Genomic DNA, 24,336 nt, shown 5'->3' with positions numbered 1-24,336 from the left:
TGTAGGGAATTCGAGCATTCCAAGATAAAATAAATATCCCAATTAATAAAACAAACGTCCCATACACATTCCTCTAGAATATATATAGCTATTCACATAGGTCATATACCATGTGTTGAGTGACTATTCTTCTTACCCAAAGCTTCTGCCAGAGCATCAAGCATTCCGTATCCGAAACGATTGTCCGGTAACAAGTAATGTCCTTCAGTCCATTCGTTAAAACAGGCAATAGTCAAAATTGGTGGTACATCTTTATGTTTGTTTAAATAGGCAAAGGCCGATTGTACCAATGCTTTAAAAGATGCCGGATTCTCACCTTCCAGAATTACACAAGCAGGCCATTTATCCCGATTAGGTTTATCAGGCCGTGCTAATGGCGGGATATATCGAGGAGTGGAATCCCACCCCGGAGAAAGAGAAGGCAAGTAAGGAATCTCAAAATCATGATGATGTTTCGGCCACAACTTAAAAGCTACATCCGCAGCCGCTATTCCATAGTCCGGCAATTCTACGTCTTTAGGCTGATAATTATCAGCAACCCATGTAAAAGGATTATAAGAGCCTGCCGTACTATAACCCACGTCTTTAGAATTAGGAGAATAAAATCCTGAAGAATGAAAATGCAAGCCTTTATGTCCCAGTTTCCTGGCAAACTCTGTTAATTCCGCAAATAATTGTTTAGTCTGAGACACTCCTATATTCTTTTCCAAACGATTAGGATCCCAAATACAAATCACGGGTTTTCCATCTATTCTCCAATAATTTTCCAAATGACAATACCTGGATATAATATATGATAAGCTCTGCCAACACTCTTTCAGAGAACTATCCGCAGGTGCAAAACTGGGAGGATAAGCATTATGCCCATTCGTCATTGAGGTAGGGTATAGCACATACCAAGGATGATTGGTCCACATACATGCAAATTTCACGTCATTCCTGTTAGAAGCACGTAAAAATCCATTCTCTAATGCTTCATGCAGACAAGGTTCATTATCGTACCAATACCAGTCCCAGATAAGAACATCAATCCCACTCTGCTTACATAAATCATTATATTTTTCCCATGTCCCCGGTTTACTTTCATCGAGTTCACCCAACAATGGTCCCCTAGGCTGAGCATGCCCTGGATACCATGGGCGAGCACTCCTTACAAGATTATATTCTGTCCATCCCGGTCCATAAATTTTATCATGTATGGCAGAAGCATGATAATTAGGGAATGTATAGCAAGCTACTGTCAGATTTTGAGGTTTATCCAATAAAGTCACATCGCCTACCAACGTACTCAGGTCTTCTGGCAGCCGAGTCACTGTCGTTTTTTGTTTAGGTGTTGAAATAGTTCTTTCCTCTAAGACTTCTGTTGCATGCAACATTTCCGTACCCACAACAGAAGTAGCCATTACAGCCGCCCCCTTAGCTCCTGCAGATTTTAAAAACGTCCTTCTATCCATAATTATAAGATGATTTTACAGTTATTAAAAGGGAATTATTTTACTCAATTATAACAATAGGAATATTCAGGAGAAACGCAAGTTTTTTTAGTTCTGAGACTTTATGTCCTACCCCAATCGCACAATGATGTGATGGTCCCGCCTTGCTCCACATATCCATAAAACGACGAGCTCCGCATGGAAAACGATAACGGCTGTTAGTATTACCGATATGTAATGTTTCTCCTTGTACAGCTTCTCCTTCTGCCGCTAATAAGAAAACTCCGTCTTTTCCTTCACAAACGGACAACAACGTAACATTTCCCGGCTTTACAGTCATCTGAATAGACAATCCTTTTCCCGGCTTACCATGATACAACGGAAGTGGCACTAGTTTTACTTTTTCTTCGGCAATGGCAAAGTGTGCCGGTCCGTCATGTCCCAGCATTACTACATCATCATTAAAATCCATTGCATAAAATTCGGAGAAAGAGCCTCCTGCTTTCAATAATGACATTATTTTCATCGCTTGTGCGTTCTTTACTTCACATTCTCCTGCAACAGGTATTCCATACCCTGTCAGTAGAGTATTACCCGCAATAACCGAAGTGACAATATTCTCATAATCATTTCCATTGAAACCCTCATAATAATAAGCCATCGCTCCCAATCGATGAGCTTCCACCAGCTTATCCAAAGCTACAGAAGTACGTGCCGCCCTTACTAGTTCGTCCGACTCACACGACGTTTCTACATCAAATTTATCATAAAACTCATTCAACTTACGTTTCAAATCAACATCCGTCACTTCATCCCTATAAGCTTTTAATTCGCACATTTCCAACAATTCCACATGCGTTCCGAATATTGCGCTTTGTTGCATTACATCGGTATAAACGTCCAGCATTCCACAATAATAATGTCCTAAAATCCCCAGGCGATTCTTACGTATTCCATCTACCGCACGTGCAGCATCTACCCAGGAAGCAATCTCTTTCCATGCCAATTGATCAGACAAATACCCTGTTATGATATCATATCTAATGCCTGATCGGTTAAATACACTTGCAAACTCCGGAACAGAACAAGCCTGGCAATGAGCTAACCATTCTCCGGTCATCTTTCCCCGATCGCCCATTGAATTGACTTTCTGATAATCAATAGCAGGAACAGGCTGCATATTCAACATGATTACAGGCTTCCCAACTTGCTGTGCAACAGGCAAAACTGTAGACGAAAGAGCATAAGTAGAAATAAACAAGAATACAAATTCGACATCTGCCTGTTTGAGCAATAATGCACTTTCCCCTGCTTTTTGTGGGGAGTCCACCATTCCTACGTTAACGACTTCTACATCCATCTGCTCAATACCCGCACATATTTCCTCCTGATAAGCCAATAAGCGGGGAAGAAGTCCCTCAAACTGTCCCCAATATGTATCCAACCCAACTCCCAAAAGCCCTATTCTCACTTTATTCTGCATCGTAAATTCTGTTTTTTAGTTATGATACAAATTTAGGAACTATTCTACAAAAGAACTTTCAATTATTGCCAGAACAATATAACTATTTGCTACAAAATTCGTCCCGATATTCAACAGGAGATCTCCCCGTCTGTTTTCTAAAGCGGGCAGAGAAATAAGCAGGCGATTCAAAGTTCAGCAGATAAGCTATTTCCTTTATAGGAATAGTTGTAGTGGTTAATAATTCAATAGCTTTTTGTATTCTAAGATTCTGGAGATACTGCACCGGAGCACAATGCATTCGCTCTTTAAACAATTTACGGAAAAGAGAATATCCCATTCCCGCTTTTTCTGCTATCTCTTGCATAGAAATAGATTGGTCTATTAATTCCCGCATAAGTACACAAGCATAATCTATTTTAGAAGAAAAATCATCGGTTTCTACCCGACGATTCTTATCAATGCTACACATCAATGCTACCAAATAAGTTACCAGTCCACCAAGCACCTGTTGATATAAACTCAGCTCCTCATTGGCTATATTAATAGCTTTTCTAAACAAAAAAACAATCTCGTCATTGATGCCTACTCTAAAAACAGGACTTTTTCGCGAACAGTACTCATTCCTCATCCAATTATCAACTTCGGAACCGCAAAACCCAATCCAGTAATGGCTCCAACCCGTTTGATAATTTGGATAATACGTGTGCCATTCTCCTGGAAACAGCACAAATATCATCCCCCGTTTAATCGTAAATATCCCCCCACTCCCCGTTTCCAGTACTCCTTCCCCGTCTGTGACATATATTAACTGATATTCTTTCAAAACACGCCCTTTATCAGGATTAAAATAATAGCCGGCAGAATGATTATATGTAGGATAAGAAGTATTAGGTGGAATCTCTTCAAACCCCACAGAGGAAATATTCCTATCTAATCCCAAACTATTATTCACAAAATATTTAATAGAAGTTCGTTCCATAATATCCGATATTTATCCAACGAAATCTTTTGGTGATACTCCAAACTGCTTTTGAAAGCACTTAGAAAAATAGGACGGAGAATTAAATCCTACCGTATAGCAAATTTCATTAATCCGATTTTCTCCTTCTTTTAGCAATTGGGCAGCTTTTTTCAAGCGTTCCAAACGAAGATACTCATTCGGGCTTAAGTCCAAAACACCTTTTATCTTACGATAGAAGTTAGAACGGCTCATATTCATACCATCCGCCATATTTTCCATACAGAAATCCGGATTACTGAGATTCATCTGAATCACTTCATTCAATCTTTGTATAAACTCCTCATCAGCCTTAGTTAATGCCATTGTATCAGCTGCCACAAAAGGAGATTGCGTAAATGCCTGCCGCAGTTTTTCCCGGTTCTGAATTAAATTAGAAGCACAAGCGTGTAAATATTCTACAGAAAAAGGTTTTTCAATATAGGCATCCGCACCTAACTCCATACCTTCGATTTTTGACTGAATATTCGTTTTGGCTGTCAATAAAATCACTGGAATATGACTATAAGTCAAATCAGATTTTATCTTCTTACACAGTTCAAAACCATCCATAACTGGCATAACAACATCACTAATCACCAGACTTACATAATGCCCATCTAATATCTCTAATGCCTCAGAACCATTAGTAGCAGTCAAGACAGCATAGCTATCCGCCAATTGCCGAGCCACAAAAGCAAGCATATCAGGATTATCTTCTACAATCAACACTGTCGACCTATCTTCCCTATCTTCAGCTTGTTCTGTATGTACCTCTATTCCAGATTCGATTCCGGTAGTTACTTCAGAAGCTAATTTAATCGTCGTGTTTTGGGCTACCGGAAGTGTCAGATAAAAACAATTCACCTCTTCCCCTTCCAACATGGTCAAGCTTCCCTGGTGCAACTCTGCCAATGAGCGAGATAAAGCTAATCCAATACCAGTGCCAGTAGTAACTCTGCCGTCATCTTTTTCATTAAAGCGCACAAATGGCTTAAATATCTCTTCCTTCATTTCATCTGGAATAATCACCCCATCGTTTATTGTACGAAGATGGAATTCCTTCTTCTCTTCACTATCATCGATCTCCAAAAAGATATGCACGTAAGTTTCCGCATACTTTACTGCATTATTAAGCAGATTACTTACAATCTTAGTAAACGCTTCTCTATTAATATGTGCATAAAAATCCTGTGCAGGCACATTCAGTAGGAATTTCAAACCTTTCTGCTTAGCCAAGAAAGTAAAACGCCTGTGGGTTTCCTTTAGTACCTCTGTGATATTGCATTCAACAAAATTCAATCGAAACTCCTGACTTTCTGTCTTCCGGAAATCCAATAGCTGATTCGTCAGGTTTAACAAACGTTCCGTATTCTGTTTCATAATATCCAAATCTTCACGTGTCTCCTGATCAACTTCTTTCTTTAAAATAATATTTTCCAATGGTCCTTTTATCAAAGTCAAAGGAGTGCGTATTTCATGAGCTACATTCGTAAAAAAGTCAATTTTTGCATGGTATACTTCCCTTTCTTTCTCCTGTTCAAATTTCTCCATTTGCCGACGATGCTTTCTATTACTCCGCCGTTTAAAATAAAGGAATGTATAGACAGAGCAACCAACAATCAACAATGCATACACAACATACGCCCATATAGACAGATAGAAAGGAGGGAGAATATGCACTTCCAATGACAGTTCATCATCACTCCATACGCCATCACTATTGGAAACCTTCACTTGAAAGGTATAATCACCATATCGAAGATTGGAATAAGTAACAACAGGGCTTTCACTCACAGTCAACCAGTCTGTATCAAAACCTTCCAACTTATACATAATCCGACTTGTCTTAGGAGCCTGAAAATCCAGCGCTGCCACACGGAAAGAGAAAGAATTCTGATTGGACTGTAGAACAAGCTGGTCAGAGAAAGTTATACTCTTTTCCAGCGGGGAGCCCGGTTCACCCACATATACTTCCTTTCCAAACAGAAAGAAATCAGTAATTACAATAGAGGGGAGAAACTTGTTCTCCGAGAAGTTCTTGGGATTAAAAGCTATAAAGCCATCGATACTACCCAAATAAATCGTACCATCCTCGGCCTCAAAACTCGAACGATAATTAAACTGGTCACCCAACAAACCATTGGAGGTGGTATATACCTTCATCATTCCGGTAGTAGGTTGAAAGCAGACCAAACCGTTATTAGTTGTCAACCACAAAAATCCTTCTTTGTCCTCCACAATCTGGTATACAACATCGTTCGGCAGTCCGGCCGACAAATTATAATTGGCAAATGTCTCCGTATCCGGCTGAAAACGACAAAAACCTCCTCCTTGAGTAGTCAACCAGATTTGTCGGTGAGAGTCTTCAAAGATACTTAATACCTTATCATACGGGAGACTCTTCGGGTTATTTTCATCGTGCAAATAATTCTTCCATTTCTTTTCACTCACATTGTAGCAATAGGCTCCATTAGCATAAGTTGCCAACCATAGATTTCCTCCGGAGTCCTCCTTTATGTCATACACAAACCGACCGTTCAGTTCCGGTATCCGGTCGAAATCATCAGACTGTTTATTATATCGGAGCAAGCCGAATAAAGTTCCCAGGTAAATATCACCGGTCGTTGTGCAGCAAATAGAGAAAACACTATTATCTATCAATGAACGGGGAGAATCCGTTTTCTGATAGGTTTTCACGATAGCTCCCGTACGCGTATCTACTACTTTCACTCCTTTTGAAAAGGTTCCTACCCAAAGATGATCTCCAATTAAACATAAACCATGCACATTGGTAAAAGCACTACTGGGTGTAAAGAAGGAGAATGTTTTGGTCTTGGGGTTGAAACGATTCAGACCACCGTCCTCCGTACCAATCCACAGAATACCTTGATTATCCTGACAGAACTCACGTACTCGTTTCCCACGCAAACCATTATCAGTCCCTTTGGGATAATATTTCTCGAAATACGTATAAAAACGAGGATAGTAATTCACACCGCCAAAATAAGAGCCAATCCAGATACCACCCTCGCGATCCTTACACAATGAATAAATAGCATTGTCGGATAAAGAATAAGGGTCGTTGATCGAACTGCGCAAATGAACATACTTACCCATTCGGAGATTATAAATATAAAGTCCTGATTCTGCGCCAATCCACAATTCGTTGTCAGAAGCTACCAGCAGTTCACGACAAAAAACAGCCTCTCCACTTTCATCTTTAGAGAGTAAATCATGCAGTTTGTTAGAGGTCAGGTTCAGTTCTTTCACTCCTCCTTTTAAAGAGCCTATATATAGACAATTATATGCTCCTTTCACCAGACCTATCACGACATCATTCTCATAAGTTTTTTGATCGTCTACAGGTGATACATAAGGATGAAGGGTTTGCAAACGGTCTTTCGAATAGAAAAGTCCATCACCATAGCAACCAATCCAAAGGGTTCCGCTATTATCGAAAACAAAAGACTGGACATTGGTGGAGATAAAAGAAAAGTTCTTCAATGTGTGGTTCTGGAGTGTTCCTTCCTCCAGATCATAACAAAATAGTCCCTGCGACTCTACCGCTACCCAGACACATCCTTTGTTGTCTCCGGAGATTGCAGTTACGGTATGCTCTATTTTCGTGTTTTCTGCGCTCAATTCAGCAAAATGACGGAAAGAATCTTTTTCCGGATTATAGATATAAAGTCCTACATCCGTACCTACCCAGATATCTCCTTTTGAGTCCTCATAAAGAGCTGTGATAAAATTATTACCAATGCTCCGCCGTGTGCGGTCATCGTGTTTGAATTTGCGAAATGACAAACCGTCATATCTATTCAAACCATCTTTCGTGCCGAACCACATAAAGCCCTGCTTATCCTGCAAAATCGCATTGACCGTGTTTTGAGATAATCCGTTCTGTACACTAAGATTTTTGAAATAGTAATGTTCGTCCGCCATTTGTGCATGGCAGCCGATCTGATAGCCAATTAAACAGATTAAAAGTATTAGAACTTTCTTCATAAACATACGTGTTTTCTATCTTTCCGTTTGAGTTACCAAATGTAGGCAAAATCACAGCGGAAAGATAGTAAATATGTCTCAATGAATGAAAGAATAGTCCTATTTTTCTATTCTGATACGCGCGTCAACTGCTACAACGGCCTTTTCTGTTGCTAAGAGCGGATTTATATCCATTTCTTTGATCTCTGTAGCGAAACGTAGTAAAGTGGACAAACGGACAATAATTTCAGCAAATTTATCTTCGTTGACTCCCTTTTGCCCACGTGTTCCCTGAATGATTTTATAAGCACGCAAAGAATGAATCATTGAATAAGCTTCTTCGTAAGAAAGCGGAGCCAAACCGGAAGATACATCTTTCAGCACCTCCACAAAAATACCTCCCAAACCACAAAGTACCACGTGACCGAACTTCTCTTCATATTTTGCGCCAACAAACAGTTCCGTACCTTTCAGCATCGGCTGTACCATAATTGCTCTTGCATCAGGTATCTGCATCATACGATCAAATTCCAGTGCCAGATGTTGCTCACTTTTAATGTTCAGAACGACACCACCGACATCTGATTTGTGCACAGGACCAACAACCTTGGCAACTACCGGAAATCCGCACCGACGGGCAAAAGCTACTATCTCCTCTTTATTGTCGGAAACAAATTCATCTACCAACGGAATACCGGCAGCGTGCAACAATGCCTGTACATAATTGGGAGCGATATAACCATCCTCCGGAATAGAATCAATAATACGACGAATCCTCGGAACGTCCACTCCGAACAGTTCTATTTCAGGAACTGCCGGTTTAGGAGCATTGACGATACGTGAAAGGGCAGTACCCAAGGTCACTTCGTCTGCAAAGTTCACATGCCCTTTTGCCAGGAAGGCGGAAACCTCCGCTCCGGCTGTATTAATGGAAGGAAGAATGGGGAAAATCGGTTTCTTGCAAGTCTGCATCTTTTCGTGAAGCACATCATACATTTCAAACATAGTAACCAATCCCGGAGTTCCGAAGATGGCCATCATGGCGTCTATATTATCAAGCTTTTCCTCGCAGTAGTCAATGCAAAGGCGCAGATGTTCCGGTGTTCCGGTAGCCAGAATATCAATAGGATTTCCGACGGCAGCACCGGGGAATAGTTGGGCTTTTAGTTCCTCGGCTACTTCTCCCTCCAGCTTAGGTACATTCAGTCCACCTTTACTCAACGCATCTGTCAACATCACTCCCGGTCCTCCGGCATGGGTGATAATGGCAAAATTCTTTCCTTTCAATTCGGGTAAAGTAAACACACAACCTACAGTAGTCAATTCTTCACGAGAGAAGCAACGCACAATCCCTGCTTTACGGAACAAAGCCTCTACTGCCGAGTCGGAACTGGCGATTGCTCCTGTATGGGAAGATGCTGCCCGGCTTCCGCTCTCCGAACTTCCGGCTTTGATTGCCGCAATCTTGCACCCTTTTCTAATCAAAGACGAAGCATGGAATAACAACCTGTCCGGATTCTGAATACTTTCAATATAGAGTAGTTTCAGATGAGAATCTTTTTCGGGATCGAAGTTCTCATCCATAAATTGCAATACATCTTCCACGCCGATCTGCTTGGCATTTCCCACCGACCAGACTGAATTGAACTGCAAACCTTTTGTTACGGCACTTTCGAGAATAAATACCGCCGTAGCACCGGAGCTGGAAATCAAGTCCACCCCTTTGGGGTTTAAATTAGGAATGGGCTGGCTGAACACGCTATGATGCCATGTATTCATCAATCCAATGCAATTAGGACCAATCAGTGAAGCGCCGTATTTATTAACTGTTTCCAAAATACGTTCTTCCAACAGCGCCCCTTCGTGGGTTTCTTCACCAAAACCAGCCGAGAGTATGATAAATGCCCTGGTTTGTTTCTTGCTAGCCAATGTTTCCACCATATCAGGACACATCGAGGCAGGCACAGCCAACACCGCCAGATCTGTGTCCGGTAGATCATTCACATCCGCAAAGGCGGGAACTCCCTGCACTTCCTTTTCCTTCGGATTCACCGCCCGAAGTTCTCCCTGATAACCTCCGTTTATCAAATTCTTTAATATTGCGCCACCCGGCTTATGCACATTATTCGATGCCCCTACTACGACAATACTTTCAGGACGAAGCAACTGGGTTGTTATCATATCATGCTTTGGTTTTCGTTTAACTTAGGTACAAATATATTCTTTCTTACGAGAAAAAAGAAAGAAAAAGGGGAGAAATATAGATGGAAATAGATGATAAAAGAGGAAATGAGCAAGAAATTATATAGATTATACTGACTTATTGAAATGCAAAGCTATAATCTTACCATGTAATTCTTATCATTAGAACAGAATATTACTTTATGCAGAAAAAATGAACATAAAACTCATACAGAATCAAAAATATACAAGATGAGTCCGGAGTATATTGGAAAACTTGAAGGATAAGCAAGTTGCATAATCCATATTCACACAAAACAGACTTTAAATCATTCGATTCAACATCAAAAAGGCAAAATTCCTAATTTCAGGAGCAGATTATTGCAAATATAAGTTCAAATAGAAACAACTCACATGTTACCTATTCGACAGCAACCAGCACAAAACAAGTATTCTAAATACCCTTTTGTCCTTTCGTTTAAAAGCAAGGAAGCACTTCTCACTGACCAATAAACCGTTTCTTTAAAAGGAACGAAGTCTTCCTTTAAAAGAAATGATTCATGATTCTATCAACAATCATGAATATTCACTCATTTGTATTCAAGAAAGATGACTTATTCCGCATATTCATACAGTATTTTATACGTCACTTCTTTTATTAGAATACAGTTTAGATACTCCTAATCTGTTTCAATCTTAAAAATAGAACATAATAGAAAATATAAAAATACCCCGATACAAATTGGCTATTTTCTAGCCAACTTATATCAGGGTAAAACACTTTCTTTTTACCTGTTTTTTATTACGAAACGTTCCTGTTTCATTCTGTGACCACTTTTCAATGAAATAATCTGTGTTAATCCGTGTAATCTGTGGTGAAAAGTCATTATCTTTGCACATTACAAAGTTGAAAACAACAAAAATCACACTATATAATGGAAAAGAAATTCAAAAGAACCACCGTCACATCGGCACTGCCGTATGCGAACGGTCCTGTCCATATCGGTCACTTGGCTGGTGTATACGTACCGGCAGATATTTATGTGCGTTATCTGCGTCTGAAAAAAGAAGATGTATTATTCATCGGAGGTTCGGACGAACACGGAGTGCCTATCACCATCCGTGCCAAGAAAGAAGGAATTACTCCACAGGATGTAGTAGACCGTTATCATTCGCTGATTAAGGAATCATTCAAAGAGTTCGGTATCTCATTCGACGTGTATAGTCGCACCACTTCACCGACGCATCACCAACTGGCTTCGGATTTCTTCAAAACATTATACAATAAAGGAGAATTCATCGAAAAAACATCCGAACAATATTACGACGAGGAAGCAAAAACATTCCTTGCCGACCGTTATATCACCGGAGAATGTCCTCACTGCCATTCGGAAGGCGCTTACGGCGACCAATGCGAAAAGTGCGGAACCTCACTTTCTCCTACAGATCTTATCAACCCGAAAAGCGCCATCAGCGGTAGCAAACCGGTAATGAAAGAAACCAAACACTGGTATCTTCCTCTCGACAAGCACGAAGGATGGCTGCGCAAATGGATTCTGGAAGATCACAAAGAATGGCGTCCCAACGTATACGGCCAATGCAAAAGCTGGCTCGACATGGGCCTGCAACCACGTGCCGTGAGCCGTGACCTCGACTGGGGTATCCCTGTTCCCGTAGAAGGAGCAGAAGGCAAAGTGCTTTATGTATGGTTTGACGCACCTATCGGCTACATATCCAACACCAAAGAACTTCTCCCCGACAGCTGGGAAACATGGTGGAAAGATCCTGAAACCCGCCTGATCCATTTCATCGGGAAAGACAACATCGTGTTCCACTGCATCGTATTCCCCGCCATGCTGAAAGCAGAAGGCAGCTATATCCTGCCGGACAACGTGCCGAGCAACGAATTCCTCAATCTCGAAGGAGACAAAATCTCCACTTCCCGCAACTGGGCTGTATGGTTGCACGAATACCTGGCGGACTTCCCCGGCAAACAGGACGTACTCCGCTACGTACTGACCGCCAACGCACCGGAAACGAAAGACAACGACTTCACCTGGAAAGACTTCCAGGCACGCAATAACAATGAACTGGTAGCCGTATACGGTAACTTCGTGAACCGTGCAATGGTATTGACTCAAAAATACTTCGACGGACGCGTGCCTGCACAAGGTGAATTGACCGACTACGACAAAGAAACGCTGAAAGAATTTGCAGACGTAAAAGCAGAAGTGGAAAAACTGCTCGACGTATTCAAATTTCGCGACGCACAGAAAGAAGCCATGAACCTGGCACGTATCGGCAACAAATATCTGGCCGACACCGAACCGTGGAAACTGGCAAAAACAGATATGGAGCGTGTCGGTACCATCCTCAACATCTCCCTGCAACTGGTTGCCAACCTTGCCATCGCTTTCGACCCGTTCCTGCCGTTCAGCTCGGAAAAACTCCGCAAAATGCTGAACATGGATACTTTCGAATGGTCTGAACTGGGACGTGACAACCTTCTCCCTGTAGGTCACCAATTGAACAAACCGGAATTATTGTTCGAAAAGATTGAGGACGCTACTATCGAAGCACAAGTACAAAAATTGCTCGATACAAAGAAAGCAAACGAAGAAGCCAACTACAAGGCTAATCCTATCCGCCCGAACATCGAATTCGACGACTTCACGAAACTGGATATCCGTGTAGGTACCATTCTTGAATGTCAGAAAGTGCCGAAAGCGGATAAATTGCTTCAATTCAAAATCGACGACGGACTGGAAACACGTACTATCGTATCGGGTATTGCCAAGCATTATCAACCGGAAGAACTGGTAGGCAAACAGGTTTGCTTCATCGCCAACCTTGCTCCACGCAAACTGAAAGGCATCGTCAGCGAAGGCATGATTCTAAGTGCCGAAAACAACGACGGCAGTCTGGCAGTTATCATGCCGGGACGTGAGGTGAAGCCGGGTAGCGAAGTAAAATAATAAAACTTAAATAGGGAATACATGAAAAGCTATCATTGCGCATAGCCTTTTCATGTATTCTTTGCAAATAACATGAGCGAGAATCAGTCACTAAAAGAAAAGACAGCCAAAGGACTATTTTGGGGAGGATTCAGCAACGGCATACAGCAGTTGTTAAACCTGCTTTTCGGAATATTCCTCGCACGGTTGCTCACTCCGGCAGACTATGGAATGGTGGGAATGTTGGCTATCTTCTCCCTCATTGCCAGTTCGATACAGGAGAGCGGTTTCACAGCCGCCCTTGTCAACAAGAAGGAAGTGACACATAACGATTACAATGCTGTCTTCTGGTTCAATGCAGCCATCAGCTTATCCTTGTATCTGCTGTTATTCCTGTGCGCACCGCTCATTGCCGATTTTTACCATACTCCCGAACTGACACCGCTGGCACGTTATTCCTTCATCGGATTCTTCATAGCCAGCCTGGGAATATCCCACAGTGCCTATCTTCTGCGAAACCTGATGGTGAAACAGCGGGCCCTGTCCTCCGTTATCGGACTTACCGTATCCGGAATCACCGGAGTCACTCTTGCCTACTTCGGTTTCTCTTATTGGGGTATTGCCACGCAAAGCATCGTTTATGTAGCCGTCAACACAGCCTGTTACTGGCATTTCACCCGTTGGCGACCGAGCTTGCAGTTCAATTTCACCCCGATTAAGGAAATGTTCGGATTCAGCGGGAAGCTATTGGTAACCAATGTATTCAATCACATCAACAACAACCTGTTCTCTGTGATACTGGGTAAGTTCTACACCGAAAAGGAAGTAGGATATTACAACCAGGCCAACAAATGGTGCGGCATGGGACAGCTCTTTATATCCGGCATGATAAACGGAGTGGCGCAACCGGTACTCACCAAAGTATCGGACGACCTTGAACGGCAAAAACGGGTATTCCGCAAAATGCTGCGTTTCACCGCCTTCGTCTCGTTTCCCGCCATGCTCGGACTGGGAATCGTATCAGAAGAACTGATTATCATCACCATCACCGACAAGTGGTATTCCAGCATATCCATCATGCAGATTCTGTGTATCAGCGGAGCCTTCACTCCCATCGCATACCTCTATCAGCAACTCATCATCAGCAAAGGGAAATCCCGCATCTATATGTGGAACACCATAGCGCTCGGCATAATTCTATTGTCAGGCGTTCTGTTAGTCCACTCACACGGAATCTATGCCATGCTCGCCGTCTATGTATCCACCAATATACTGTGGCTACTGACGTGGCACTACTTCGTATGGCAAGAAATCGGACTAAAGCTACGCCATGCACTGATAGACATACTTCCATACGCTGTCATTGCCACCACCGTCATGGTAATCACCTATTACTCCACCCGTTCCATCGAGAATATTTATCTCCGCCTGGCAAGCAAGATAGTGCTCGCAGCAGCACTCTACGTAGCCGCCATGTGGGGCAGCCGTTCGGTCACCTTTAAAGAAAGCATCCAGTATTTCATCAAAAAGAAGCCACATGAACCCTAATGATCTTGCCACTAAATACCGCCTTCTGAACAGTTCTTTCAAAAAGACGATGATCTATCACATAGGTATAGACGCCGGATTCTTTACCGAATACACCTATATGCTCCATGCAATGCTCTATTGCCTGCAACACAAAATACAGTTCAAGCTTTACTCCGACGACGCCAACTTCGGATGGGAAAAGGGCTGGGAAGACTGTTTCGCATCTTTCTGCGAGCAAGTGCACGAACCGTTTCACCACACCTACAACACCCATCGCCTGCCTTCATGGCAAGCATTGATGCAAGACAAAAAATTATCTAAAACGAAGTTACTGAAATGGAAACTGAAAGTAACCTGCAAGAACATCATCGGAAAAGCCCTTGCTTTCTTCACGTATGGTAAACCGGTGTTGCTCAACTTCCAAGTGACGTTCAACCCCAACCAGCGCTTCCATATCCTCGAACTGGGAATAGACGGTGACTACCTCCACACCTTCCAAAAACTGACGGAAATCACCTGGAAACTCAACGACACCACCGCACAGGAATGTCGCCAATTTGCCGCCACCCTGCAACTTCCGCCTCAATACGCAGGATGCCAGATACGCGGAGGAGACAAGATAACCGAAACCAACCTGCTGCCACCGGAACACTACATACGCCTCATCAAAGAAAAAACAGCCATCCGCGACGTCTTTGTATTGACCGACGACTACCGCCTCTTCGAGCAAGTGCAAACCCTTGCCCCGGACATACACTGGTACACCCTTTGCAGCCCCAACGAGCAAGGATACGTCAACAGCGCTTTCACGCAGACCGCCAAAGAGCTGAAACAAAAACAAATGGCACGTTTCCTCTGCTCGATACAGCTATTGATGGATGCTTCCGTCTTTATAGGAAGTATCACCACCGGTCCCAGCCTGTTCCTGTTGAAGAAGTTCTATCCGGAGATCAATCCGGCAGACTGTCTGCTCAAGGACTTTCCGCAAGCATCCGTCCTCCCCATTCCGGGACGTGGGCGAGTGGCCACCAAATTTATGCAAGGAAACTTAAAGTTATAGTAACTTAGCAATATAATTACTACATTTGCAAGACAACGTGCATTAACCATTTCCGATGAACAAGAAATATACAGCCGAAGAGCTTGATTTATTACATGCCGAACTTTACGACATATTGGGAGAAACCATCCGGGTGTGTCAGAAGCACGATATTCCCTATTTTGTGATAGGCGGCACAGCCATCGGCGCACTCTACGATCAGGGAATTCTCCCCTGGGATGATGATATAGACATCGGCATGACGCGGGAGAATTACAACAAATTCTTAAAAGTAGCACCCGGAGAACTGGGTCCTTCCTACTTCCTTTCATGGATAGAGACAGACCCTCACACCCCCTATTACTACGCGAAGGTTAAGAAAAACAACACCCTTTTCGTAGAAGAAATGTTCAAGAACGTCCCGATGCATCCGGGCATCTTTGTAGATATCTTCCCGTTCGACAGGATTCCCGACAACAAACTGTTGCGGCAAATGCAATCCGGCATACTCGGCTTCCTCAAATGCTGCCTGATGGGAAAAGAAATATGGATGTGGAAACACTTCGGCAAATGTGAAATAGAGAACCCTACAAACCGGGGAGCCTTCTCCTGTCTCCTGAACAGAATAGTCGACTCTCTTTTCTCTAAAAAAGCAATTTACCGGATGCTAGTATCCGTGCAAAGCTGTTTCAACTCACGAAACACCCGCTACTACAACAACGTCATGGCAACCGCCGACCACGTGACCGTAGAAAGCCTCCGCCACCTGCAACCGGTGAAATTCGGTCCCCTCACCGTGACCACTCCCGATGACCTGGAAGGGTTCCTGCGATACAACTACCCGACCTTGCATCGATTTACCAAGGAAGAACAGGAGAAAGTGAACAACCACTATCCTGCCGCCCTGTCATTCAGTACAACCCCAAAACAAGAACTATGAATATGAAATCCGCTTTAGTAGACGTCCCGGTACTTATCCTGTTCTTCAACCGCCCGCAACAACTGTCGCAAGTGTTCGAGCAAGTGAAGAAAGCACGTCCGTCCCGGCTCTTCCTCTATCAGGACGGAGCACGAAACGAGCGCGATTTGCCCGGAATAGAAGCCTGCCGTGAAATCGTATCACAGATAGACTGGGAATGTGAAGTAGAACGCCTTTATCAGGAAAAGAATTTCGGCTGTGACCCTTCAGAATACATTTCGCAGAAATGGGCCTTCTCCAAAGTCGACAAATGCATCGTATTGGAAGACGACGATGTGCCCTCCGTTTCCTTTTTCCAATTCTGCAAGGAGATGCTGGATAAATACGAACACGACACCCGCATCAGCATGATTGCCGGATTCAACCCCGAAGAAATCACCCAGGATATGCCATCCGACTATTTCTTCACCACCACCTTTTCCATCTGGGGATGGGCGAGCTGGAAACGGGTAATCGACCAATGGGACGAGTTTTACAGTTTCCTGGACGACTCCTTCAATATGCAACAACTGGAGCAACTCATCAAGGAACGCAAATTCCGGAGCGACTTTATCTATATGTGCCAGCGTCACCGGGAACAGCAGAAAGCCTTTTATGAAACCATCTTCCACGCTTCCATCCTGTTCAACTCCGGACTAAGCATCGTGCCTACCCGCAACATGATTAACAACTTGGGAGCAACGGCAGATTCCACCCATTTTGCAGGCTCGGTCCACACCCTGCCCAAGGGCTATCGCCGCATCTTCACCATGAAGCGTTACGAGGTGGACTTTCCGCTGCGGCATCCCCGCTACGTCATTGAAAACGTAGCCTACAAAGAGAGGGTTTACCGCATCATGGGCTGGGATCATCCATGGATCAAGATAGGACGTTCGTTCGAAGAACTGTTCCTCAACCTGAAATACGGTAATTTCTCCATCATTACGAAAGCTCTCAAAAACCGAATAAACAAATGGCTGAAAAGAAACAAGCACCACTAAATACGTTGCTTACTATTTATTTTTACCATACCCGTCTCACACGGGAAAGTTACGAGGAATGGAAAGAATATAAATTCCCCGGACACATTTTATACGGACTTCCTCTGCTGGAAAATTACGGAATACGCTCCGTGATGCACCAATGCAAATATTTCTCCGGTCGCCTAAAACTCATGCTTTACGCCACCAAAGAGATTCTCTTCTGCAAGGAAAAATACGACGTGCTCTATGCCACCTCTTTCCGAGGAATAGAACCCGTCATCTTCCTCCGTGCGCTGGGGCTGTACCGCAAACCCATCGTCATTTGGCATCACACGGCCGTCGTCACCAACCCCAAACCGTGGCGCGAACAAATTTCCCGCCTTTTCTACAAAGGCATCGACCAAATGTTCCTGTTCAGCCGGAAGCTGATTCAGGACTCGCAGAAAACCCGGAAAGCTCCGTCCCACAAACTGAAACTGATACATTGGGGCCCGGACCTTCCTTTCTACGACCATTTGTTGGCAGAAATGCCCGATCGAAAGCCCGAAGGATTTATCTCCACCGGCAAAGAGAACCGGGACGTGGACACCCTGCTCCAGTCATTCTCCGCAACCAACGAGGAATTGGATCTGTACATTGCCGTCTCATGCGGCAACATCAACTATAAAAAGATACTCGACCGCTATTCAGTGCCCGACTCCATTCATATTCACTATACCGACGGAGTGATTCCCTACGAACTGGGAAAACTGGTAGCCTGCAAAAGTTGCATCGTCATCTGCTGTCTGGACTTCCCCTACACCGTAGGACTGACCACTCTCGTAGAAGCATTTGCCCTCGGCATCCCCGTCATCTGCTCGCGCAACCCCAACTTCGAAATCGACATCGACAAGGAAGAAATCGGCATCACCGTAGAATATAACGATGTACAAGGCTGGATAGACGCTATCCGCTACATCGCCGACCATCCCGAAGAGGCACGACGCATGGGAGAAAATGCACGCAAACTGGCAGAAGAACGCTTCAATCTCGAAATCTTTTCGCGCGAAATAGCAGAAAGCTTGTTGGAAATATCAAACATTTCCTCTAAAAACCGTACATTTGCATAAACTTTTGCCCATGAGAGTCCTGATTATAAATACATCTGAACGAATAGGAGGAGCGGCCATTGCAGCAAGCCGGTTGATGGAGTCACTGAAAAACAACGGCATCAAAGCCAAAATGCTGGTGCGTGACAAGCAGACCGACCAAATCAGTGTGGTCCGCTTAAAAAGTAACTGGTTGCAAGTGTGGAAGTTCATGTGGGAACGGATCGTTATCTGGAGTGCCAATCGTTTCCGCCGATACCATCTGTTCGACGTTGACATTGCCAACACAGGTACAGACATCACCTCACTCCCGGAATTTCGCCAAGCCGACGTGATCCATCTGCATTGGGTCAACCAAGGAATGCTCTCGCTGAAAGATATACGGAAAATACTCACTTCCGGCAAACCTGTGGTATGGACCATGCACGATATGTGGCCATGTACCGGCATCTGCCACTATGCACGGGAATGTAAGAACTATCAACAGGAATGTCACGACTGCCCTTACATCTACAAAGGCGGTGGCCGGAAAGATTTATCCTACCGCACTTTCCGCAAGAAACAAAAGTTATACAGCTACGCTCCCATTCATTTCGTCACGTGCAGTCACTGGCTGAAGGAACAAGCACAGACCAGCGCATTGTTTGAAGGGAAAAGCGTCACCAATATTCCGAACGCTATTAATACCAACCTGTTCAAACCCATGAACAAAAAAGAGGCACGTGCCAAGTTCATGTTGCCGGAAGGTAAGAAACTGGTTTTGTTCGGCTCGTTAAAGATCACCGACAAACGGAAAGGAGTCGACTATCTCATTGAAGCCTGCAAACTGCTGGCAGAAAAGCATCCGGAATGGAAAGAGTCACTGGGGGTAGTCGTATTCGGCAACCAGTCACAGCAATTGCAGGAGCAGCTTCCTTTCCATGTCTACCCGCTCCCTTACATCAAGAATGAGCATGAGATAGTAAATATCTACAATGCCGTAGACCTCTTCGCCATCCCGTCTCTGGAAGAGAATCTTCCCAACATGATTATGGAAGCAATGGCCTGCGGAGTACCCTGTGTCGGCTTTAACGTAGGAGGTATCCCTGAAATGATCGACCATCTGCACAACGGTTACGTGGCACAATACAAATCTTCGGAAGATTTTGCCAACGGCATACATTGGATATTGACGGAACCGGAATACGATGAACTCTCCGCACAAGCCTGCCGCAAAGTCTTGGGCAATTATTCGGAGAGCATCATCGCAAAGAAATATACAGATGTCTACAATAAAATAACGGGGAAATATGCATAGCGTCCATCCTACTCCCAAGTTCTCTATCATTACGGTGACGTACAATGCTGAAAAGGTATTGGAAGACACGATTCAGAGTGTCATTTCACAGACCTATCATCACATAGAATACATCATCGTAGATGGAGCTTCCAAGGATGGAACCATTTCTATTATCAACCGCTACCGCTCGCACATACACACCGTTGTCAGCGAACCGGACAAAGGACTGTATGACGCTATGAATAAGGGCATCGCCCTTGCCAGCGGCGATTATCTCTGTTTCCTGAACGCGGGCGACTGTTTTCACGAGGACGACACACTACAACAAATGGTGCATACCATCAACGGCAGCGAACTGCCCGATGTGCTTTACGGAGAAACCGCTATCGTAGACCAGGACAGGCATTTCCTGCGGATGCGCAGATTGTCCGCCCCCGAAACGCTCACCTGGAAAAGTTTCAAACAGGGTATGTTAGTCTGCCATCAGGCATTCTTTCCCCGTCATACGCTGGTAGAGCCCTACAACTTGAAATATCGTTTTTCTGCCGATTTCGACTGGTGCATCCGTATTATGAAGAAAGCGCGCACCTTACACAATACCCATCTGACGATTATCGATTATCTGGATGAAGGAATGACTACCCGCAATCAGAAAGCCTCCCTGAAAGAGAGATTTCGCATCATGGCGAAGCACTACGGGCTGATCGGCACCGTAGCACATCATATATGGTTTGTGATCCGTGCGGTGATTCACCGGTAAAGCTGGTTCTCTTTAAAATGTTGCAGGCAGCGCAAGCAACTGGTACATCAGCGTACGTGCCATACGTATCTGCCCTTTTGTACTAGGATGTAAACGGTCATATCCTGCGTCGTAGAAGTAAATCAGTTGTTCTTCCACCATCGGGTTCAGCCCGGTTACCGCATTAAAATCAATTACGGGCACTCCCCACACATTACCGGCTTCCTTGACGGCCTGCACGTAGGCATCCACATATTCACCACAACTATTCTGATAGTTTTCATCCGGTTGCACGTTCTTCTCTCCAAAATCCGCCAGTGAGCGGTGCAACGGGGTTAATAGTACAATCTGCTTATCCGGAAACAGTTGTTTCAGCCTGTTGATTCCGATGTTGATACGTCCTTTATACGTGTTTCCATCCATTATAGGCGTACGTTTCTTGCGGGTTTCCAGCCTTTTGACCTGTCCGCGGGCTGCCATCACCTGTTCTTCTGTTTCCGTAAACCACTCTCCGATAGGCACACCGTCATTAAAATCATTCGTACCCATCAGAATCAAGATAGCATCCACTTCTCCACCGTGTTCCTGCTTCAGTTTCTCGGCCTGACGGGGCACATCATTCCATTGTCTGCCGCTGATACCATATACATAAGGAGTAATCCCCAGCCATTCCTGCAGGAAATCCCAGTATTTCTTTATTTTGTCACCATAGCAGTTGGGATCTGTAATAGAGTCTCCCAAATACCCCACTCTTTTTCCTTGCCACGGATGCCGGACAGCTCCATTATTCGTTTCAGCAGAGTTTGCAACTTTAGATGTTTGATTCTGTCCGCACAGAAAAGAGGAACAGAAAAACAGAATGGTACATGCGAGTAATAATTTGCTTTTCATCGGTATTATACATTAAATGAGAGATTTGTATCTAATATCCTGCAAATGTAATTCAAAAATAGGTAGTTTCAATCAATTTGGGCAGTCAATCTCATCCATACAACCGGACAGACAAACGGGTCTCTATTTGACGATTCTTGCTAAAATGCAGGTTTACAGTATTTTTTCATCAAAGTTATCATTGAGTTTTACACCTAAAATCCTATCTTTGTCACAAACTAAAAGAAAAATTGGATGTTTAACTCATTTTCATTCCATAAGGATTCCGTTCTGTAAATAATCTGTAAGCCTTCCTCTCATTACAGATTATCCCTTATGTTTTCTGACATATTCTTGTCAGAGTTATTTTCTATATCTAAATTTTAAACTATTTGTATGGTCAAATGGTCACAAGCATCGTCACATGCCTTCATTTACCGTACAGCTAAAACATTAAAAAACAATGAGTAACGAATTAAAAACAATCCACGAATTCGATTTTACACTGATATGTAATTACTTCAAAGGACTAAAACGTCAAGGTCCGGGAAGCCCTGAAGTCACACAAAAAGCTCTAAGTTTCACCAACGAACTGTCTGACGAAGCTAGAATAGCCGATATAGGCTGTGGCACAGGCGGGCAGACAATGGCATTAGCCAACTATACGAAAGGGCAAATTACAGGCATCGATCTTTTCCCCGACTTCATCGAAATATTCAACAGAAATGCAATAGAAGCCCATTGCGAAGACAGAGTAAAAGGCATTGTCGGTTCTATGGACGCTTTGCCGTTTCAAGAGGAAGAACTCGATCTGATCTGGTCCGAAGGAGCTATCTATAATATAGGATTCGAACGCGGCATGAATGAATGGAATAAGTTCCTGAAAAAGAACGGGTTCATCGCTGTAACGGAAGCATCCTGGTTCACCCCGGAACGCCCCTCCGAAATAGACGACTTCTGGATGGCTAATTACCCGGAAATAGATACGATTCCGAGAAAAATAGCACAAATGGAGAAAGCCGGATATATCCCGACAGCCCATTTCATCTTACCGGAAAATTGCTGGACCGAGCATTTCTATGCTCCCCAATTCCCGGTTCAGGAAGCCTTTCTGAAAGAATATGCAGGAAATGAAGCTGCCGCAGACCTCATCGCCGGTCAACGGCATGAAGAGAGCCTATATAATAAGTACAAGGAATACTACGGCTATGTATTCTATATAGGACAAAAAAGATAATTGACTATCTGCCGGAGAAGTTAGCAAGATAGGATAACTCTCCGGCATTTATTATCCTTTATTTTGCAGAAGATATGGAAACGAAAGATATAAATAAGGAAGAATATCAGTTACGGATCAACAAAGTGACCGACTATATCCATCAAAACATTGACCAGCCGTTATCATTACAGAAAATGGCGGGTATCGCATGCTTTTCTCCTTTCCACTTCCACCGCGTATTTACAATCCTGACCGGCGAAACGCCTACGGATTATATCAAACGCACCCGGATTGAAAAAGCAGCCCTATTATTAAAACAAAACAAGGAACTTTCCGCCACCGAAATTGCCGCCCTTTGCGGCTTTAGCAGCCTTTCGCTGTTAAGTCGCAATTTCAGGCTGCATTTCAGTATGACGATCCGGGAGTTCCGCTCACTAAAATAAAACGCTAAAGAATATGGAAAAAGAAAATAAGATTCTGATTTTTCGAACTTCTATCACCAAAAGATGTGACATCAAACGCATAGGAAAACTTTTGGCAGAGTTCCCTCAAATAGACAAATGGAATGTGGACTTTGAGGACTGGGAGAAAATATTAAGAATCGAGTGCAGTGGTATCACTGCACTCGAAATATCAGAAATACTCCGGAATAATCATATTTTTGCCAGCGAACTGGAATAAAACGGAGGGAAAGAAGTCTCAAACTCCCAACAATTGTTTCAATTCACCCATTCCTTCAGAAGCCCCCTTCTGAATTACATGTATCGAACGGGAAGTATGCGTATCTACCGGTTTCGGATCAATCAGATACACCTCTGCTCCTCTCGGTACATAATGAAGCAGCCCCGCCGCAGGATATACATTAAGCGATGTACCGATAATGACGAAAATATCCGCTCTCTCCACATAGCGGATAGCTGTTTCAATTTCCGGCACAGCTTCTCCAAACCATACAATGAAAGGTCGTAATTGAGTGCCGTCACCGGCCTTGTCTCCCATCTTCACTTCATATTCTTCCGGTTTCAGCTCTTTTATAAATTGAGGATTATATGGATCTCTGCTGGAACATACTTTTGTCAGTTCGCCATGCAGATGAATAATGTGGCTACTTCCTGCGCGTTCATGCAGATTATCTACATTCTGCGTCACCACCGTTACATGGAAACTTTTCTCCAGTTCCGCCAACAACTCATGTCCACGGTTCGGTTTCACCTCCAACAACTGTTTCCGGCGTTCATTATAGAAATTAATCACCAAAGCCGGGTCCCGCTGATAACCTTCAGGAGTAGCCACCTGCTCCACAGGATATTTATCCCACAAACCGCCCGCATCCCGAAATGTACTAATCCCGCTCTCGGCACTCATACCGGCACCCGTCAAAACTACCAGATTTTTCATTACTATTCCTCCTTCTTTTTTTAATAGCCACACAAATGTAATCAGAATCATCGAATAAAAGAAGACTTTCTTACGCTTAATCTAACCTGATATATACGAAGCTTTAAGATGAAAGATACAGATAGTTAGTGTCAGACATACTAAAATTTATTCGTCTGACTATAGTTATATTTGCATCTGACTATAGTTATTCTTTCGTCTGACTATAGTTAG

18 protein-coding genes are annotated in these 24,336 nt (G+C 43.6%); 11 read left to right on the top strand and 7 right to left on the bottom strand.

The window, feature by feature from the left end; all coding sequences use genetic code 11:
* Positions 1-101: 101 nt before the first annotated feature.
* From KTR06_RS02375 to KTR06_RS02355, 5 genes are all read right to left on the bottom strand, one after another.
* Complete coding sequence (locus KTR06_RS02375) at positions 102-1,454, bottom strand: glycoside hydrolase family 99-like domain-containing protein (protein ID WP_049701362.1); 1,353 nt, start codon at positions 1,452-1,454, stop codon at positions 102-104.
* A 40-nt stretch (positions 1,455-1,494) separates the two neighbouring features.
* Positions 1,495-2,916 carry an L-fucose/L-arabinose isomerase family protein gene (locus tag KTR06_RS02370; RefSeq protein WP_049701363.1) on the bottom strand — a complete coding sequence of 474 codons (1,422 nt, stop codon included), beginning with the start codon at positions 2,914-2,916 and terminating at the stop codon, positions 1,495-1,497.
* 82 nt (positions 2,917-2,998) lie between these two features.
* A complete protein-coding gene (locus tag KTR06_RS02365) occupies positions 2,999-3,877 on the bottom strand; it encodes an AraC family transcriptional regulator (RefSeq protein ID WP_049701364.1) in 879 nt (292 codons plus the stop codon).
* Between the two features lie 12 nt (positions 3,878-3,889).
* Positions 3,890-7,906, bottom strand: coding sequence for a hybrid sensor histidine kinase/response regulator transcription factor (locus tag KTR06_RS02360; RefSeq protein WP_217289924.1), 4,017 nt, complete (start codon positions 7,904-7,906; stop codon positions 3,890-3,892).
* A 99-nt stretch (positions 7,907-8,005) separates the two neighbouring features.
* Positions 8,006-10,066 (bottom strand): acetate--CoA ligase family protein, encoded by a 2,061-nt coding sequence (locus KTR06_RS02355; RefSeq protein WP_118218560.1) that lies wholly within the window; start codon positions 10,064-10,066, stop codon positions 8,006-8,008.
* Between the two features lie 935 nt (positions 10,067-11,001).
* On the opposite strand from KTR06_RS02355, the gene metG reads away from it, so the two are divergent.
* The 8 genes from metG (at position 11,002) to KTR06_RS02315 (ending at position 20,657) form a co-directional block, all read left to right on the top strand.
* Positions 11,002-13,041 carry a methionine--tRNA ligase gene (gene metG / locus KTR06_RS02350; protein WP_217289923.1) on the top strand — a complete coding sequence of 680 codons (2,040 nt, stop codon included), beginning with the start codon at positions 11,002-11,004 and terminating at the stop codon, positions 13,039-13,041.
* Positions 13,042-13,113: 72 nt separating this feature from the next.
* Positions 13,114-14,568 (top strand): lipopolysaccharide biosynthesis protein, encoded by a 1,455-nt coding sequence (locus KTR06_RS02345; RefSeq protein WP_217289922.1) that lies wholly within the window; start codon positions 13,114-13,116, stop codon positions 14,566-14,568.
* On the top strand, positions 14,558-15,610 hold the full coding sequence (locus KTR06_RS02340; RefSeq protein ID WP_217289921.1) for a hypothetical protein: 1,053 nt from the start codon (positions 14,558-14,560) through the stop codon (positions 15,608-15,610). The genes KTR06_RS02345 and KTR06_RS02340 overlap by 11 nt, the downstream gene beginning before the upstream one ends.
* Before the next feature lie 55 nt (positions 15,611-15,665).
* Complete coding sequence (locus KTR06_RS02335; RefSeq protein ID WP_015531816.1) at positions 15,666-16,529, top strand: phosphorylcholine transferase LicD; 864 nt, start codon at positions 15,666-15,668, stop codon at positions 16,527-16,529.
* The gene (locus tag KTR06_RS02330) at positions 16,526-17,548 is read left to right on the top strand and encodes a hemolysin activation protein (RefSeq protein WP_217289920.1); all 1,023 of its coding nucleotides are present in this window, start codon (positions 16,526-16,528) and stop codon (positions 17,546-17,548) included. Before KTR06_RS02335 ends, KTR06_RS02330 begins: the two co-directional genes overlap by 4 nt.
* The gene (locus KTR06_RS02325) at positions 17,521-18,639 is read left to right on the top strand and encodes a glycosyltransferase family 4 protein (RefSeq protein ID WP_217289919.1); all 1,119 of its coding nucleotides are present in this window, start codon (positions 17,521-17,523) and stop codon (positions 18,637-18,639) included. Before KTR06_RS02330 ends, KTR06_RS02325 begins: the two co-directional genes overlap by 28 nt.
* A 10-nt stretch (positions 18,640-18,649) precedes the next feature.
* Entirely contained in the window at positions 18,650-19,915 is a 1,266-nt protein-coding gene (locus KTR06_RS02320) for a glycosyltransferase family 4 protein (RefSeq protein ID WP_032811925.1), read from the top strand.
* On the top strand, positions 19,908-20,657 hold the full coding sequence (locus KTR06_RS02315) for a glycosyltransferase family 2 protein (RefSeq protein WP_134985738.1): 750 nt from the start codon (positions 19,908-19,910) through the stop codon (positions 20,655-20,657). The genes KTR06_RS02320 and KTR06_RS02315 overlap by 8 nt, the downstream gene beginning before the upstream one ends.
* Before the next feature lie 12 nt (positions 20,658-20,669).
* Here KTR06_RS02315 and KTR06_RS02310 read toward each other — a convergent pair whose 3' ends face one another.
* Entirely contained in the window at positions 20,670-21,527 is an 858-nt protein-coding gene (locus KTR06_RS02310) for an SGNH/GDSL hydrolase family protein (RefSeq protein WP_074908634.1), read from the bottom strand.
* A 442-nt stretch (positions 21,528-21,969) separates the two neighbouring features.
* On the opposite strand from KTR06_RS02310, the gene KTR06_RS02305 reads away from it, so the two are divergent.
* The 3 genes from KTR06_RS02305 (at position 21,970) to KTR06_RS02295 (ending at position 23,406) form a co-directional block, all read left to right on the top strand.
* Positions 21,970-22,743: a class I SAM-dependent methyltransferase gene (locus KTR06_RS02305; RefSeq protein ID WP_117683915.1), complete on the top strand. Its 774-nt coding sequence runs from the start codon at positions 21,970-21,972 to the stop codon at positions 22,741-22,743.
* Positions 22,744-22,817: 74 nt separating this feature from the next.
* A complete protein-coding gene (locus tag KTR06_RS02300) occupies positions 22,818-23,168 on the top strand; it encodes a helix-turn-helix domain-containing protein (RefSeq protein WP_004296599.1) in 351 nt (116 codons plus the stop codon).
* A 13-nt stretch (positions 23,169-23,181) separates the two neighbouring features.
* Positions 23,182-23,406, top strand: coding sequence for a hypothetical protein (locus tag KTR06_RS02295; protein WP_015531822.1), 225 nt, complete (start codon positions 23,182-23,184; stop codon positions 23,404-23,406).
* Between the two features lie 18 nt (positions 23,407-23,424).
* Here the strand turns inward: KTR06_RS02295 and KTR06_RS02290 are convergent, their stop codons facing one another.
* Positions 23,425-24,123 (bottom strand): NAD-dependent deacylase, encoded by a 699-nt coding sequence (locus tag KTR06_RS02290; protein ID WP_195436739.1) that lies wholly within the window; start codon positions 24,121-24,123, stop codon positions 23,425-23,427.
* Positions 24,124-24,336 lie beyond the last annotated feature (213 nt).

The organism is Bacteroides sp. MSK.20.12, from assembly GCF_019052435.1.
Taxonomy (GTDB): domain Bacteria; phylum Bacteroidota; class Bacteroidia; order Bacteroidales; family Bacteroidaceae; genus Bacteroides; species Bacteroides xylanisolvens.
The sequence above is the reverse complement of the archived record's forward strand: the minus strand, read 5'-3'. Positions and strand labels throughout refer to the sequence as shown.

What these genes read in the sequence shown, in the direction of transcription:
- KTR06_RS02375 (WP_049701362.1), bottom strand. Translation starts at nt 1,454, where the DNA reads ATGGATAGAAGGACGTTTTTAAAATCTGCAGGAGCTAAGGGGGCGGCT.
- KTR06_RS02370 (WP_049701363.1), bottom strand. Translation starts at nt 2,916, where the DNA reads ATGCAGAATAAAGTGAGAATAGGGCTTTTGGGAGTTGGGTTGGATACA.
- KTR06_RS02365 (WP_049701364.1), bottom strand. Translation starts at nt 3,877, where the DNA reads ATGGAACGAACTTCTATTAAATATTTTGTGAATAATAGTTTGGGATTA.
- KTR06_RS02360 (WP_217289924.1), bottom strand. Translation starts at nt 7,906, where the DNA reads ATGAAGAAAGTTCTAATACTTTTAATCTGTTTAATTGGCTATCAGATC.
- KTR06_RS02355 (WP_118218560.1), bottom strand. Translation starts at nt 10,066, where the DNA reads ATGATAACAACCCAGTTGCTTCGTCCTGAAAGTATTGTCGTAGTAGGG.
- metG (WP_217289923.1), top strand. Translation starts at nt 11,002, where the DNA reads ATGGAAAAGAAATTCAAAAGAACCACCGTCACATCGGCACTGCCGTAT.
- KTR06_RS02345 (WP_217289922.1), top strand. Translation starts at nt 13,114, where the DNA reads ATGAGCGAGAATCAGTCACTAAAAGAAAAGACAGCCAAAGGACTATTT.
- KTR06_RS02340 (WP_217289921.1), top strand. Translation starts at nt 14,558, where the DNA reads ATGAACCCTAATGATCTTGCCACTAAATACCGCCTTCTGAACAGTTCT.
- KTR06_RS02335 (WP_015531816.1), top strand. Translation starts at nt 15,666, where the DNA reads ATGAACAAGAAATATACAGCCGAAGAGCTTGATTTATTACATGCCGAA.
- KTR06_RS02330 (WP_217289920.1), top strand. Translation starts at nt 16,526, where the DNA reads ATGAATATGAAATCCGCTTTAGTAGACGTCCCGGTACTTATCCTGTTC.
- KTR06_RS02325 (WP_217289919.1), top strand. Translation starts at nt 17,521, where the DNA reads ATGGCTGAAAAGAAACAAGCACCACTAAATACGTTGCTTACTATTTAT.
- KTR06_RS02320 (WP_032811925.1), top strand. Translation starts at nt 18,650, where the DNA reads ATGAGAGTCCTGATTATAAATACATCTGAACGAATAGGAGGAGCGGCC.
- KTR06_RS02315 (WP_134985738.1), top strand. Translation starts at nt 19,908, where the DNA reads ATGCATAGCGTCCATCCTACTCCCAAGTTCTCTATCATTACGGTGACG.
- KTR06_RS02310 (WP_074908634.1), bottom strand. Translation starts at nt 21,527, where the DNA reads ATGAAAAGCAAATTATTACTCGCATGTACCATTCTGTTTTTCTGTTCC.
- KTR06_RS02305 (WP_117683915.1), top strand. Translation starts at nt 21,970, where the DNA reads ATGAGTAACGAATTAAAAACAATCCACGAATTCGATTTTACACTGATA.
- KTR06_RS02300 (WP_004296599.1), top strand. Translation starts at nt 22,818, where the DNA reads ATGGAAACGAAAGATATAAATAAGGAAGAATATCAGTTACGGATCAAC.
- KTR06_RS02295 (WP_015531822.1), top strand. Translation starts at nt 23,182, where the DNA reads ATGGAAAAAGAAAATAAGATTCTGATTTTTCGAACTTCTATCACCAAA.
- KTR06_RS02290 (WP_195436739.1), bottom strand. Translation starts at nt 24,123, where the DNA reads ATGAAAAATCTGGTAGTTTTGACGGGTGCCGGTATGAGTGCCGAGAGC.